Source organism: Ureibacillus massiliensis 4400831 = CIP 108448 = CCUG 49529 (assembly GCF_000772965.1).
In the GTDB taxonomy this organism is placed as follows: Bacteria; Bacillota; Bacilli; order Bacillales_A; family Planococcaceae; genus Ureibacillus; species Ureibacillus massiliensis.
In genome coordinates this window covers 1-762 of the sequence record NZ_JPVQ01000125.1, presented here as the reverse complement: position 1 = coordinate 762, position 762 = coordinate 1, and the positions used below count along the sequence as shown (strand labels likewise).

The 762-nt window shown below is 41.3% G+C and carries 1 protein-coding gene; it reads right to left on the bottom strand.

What is annotated here, in order from left to right; all coding sequences use genetic code 11:
• On the bottom strand, nt 1-762 hold a 762-nt coding region (locus CD30_RS19220; RefSeq protein WP_036180865.1), incomplete at both ends, for an IS4 family transposase.

Sequence of the window (762 nt, the reverse complement as noted above, 5' to 3'; positions counted from 1 at the left end):
TGCTGAGAATCGCAAGCCATTCGCTCTTTTTATTGCGGTTTTGAATAAACACGACCTTTACTTGAATGCCATTTGCCATAGTAGTTTGAATCGATCGCATGATGCCTTTCTTGCCAGAAACAGGTGTGGCAACTTTGTATAGTTCTTTCAGAGATAGCCTTTGATCGTTCACCAAATAGCGTTGATTCGTTGCCTTCACCATGCCAATGACGTCAAGACCGAGTTCAACGATGGATTGAATAAGAGGTTGTTGCGTAAACCATGTATCCATTAACACATAATCAGCGGAAACACCTGCTTGTAATGCTCTTTCAAGCATACTGGGAATAACGGTAGGAGCAGATTCCAACGCTTCTACACGTCGTTTATAGCCGGAAGAACGCTTGTCAATATTCTCGGAAATCCCATTAATTTGTGCATTTTTTGAACTCAGTAACGTGAAGTCAAGTGGCATAAATGTAAAGCCATCCGACCAACCCAAAGTAAGCATACGAAACCCTTTATAGAAGCGTTTCGTTAAAGATGAATGATCCATACAACGCGCAAGAAGTTCTACCTTTTTACTCCGATTCCGATCAAACATAGAATCGTCAATGATCAACACTTTTGGACGCGTTACATCCGTCAGTTGATCGACCTTTTGAATGGCATGCACACTTAAATACGTTAAAAAGCGACGCCATGCAAACTTGGAATGATTCATGAAACGATAAACAGAGTCCTTTGCAGGGTAACGGTCTCCCTTCTTTGAATTTAAAAGGG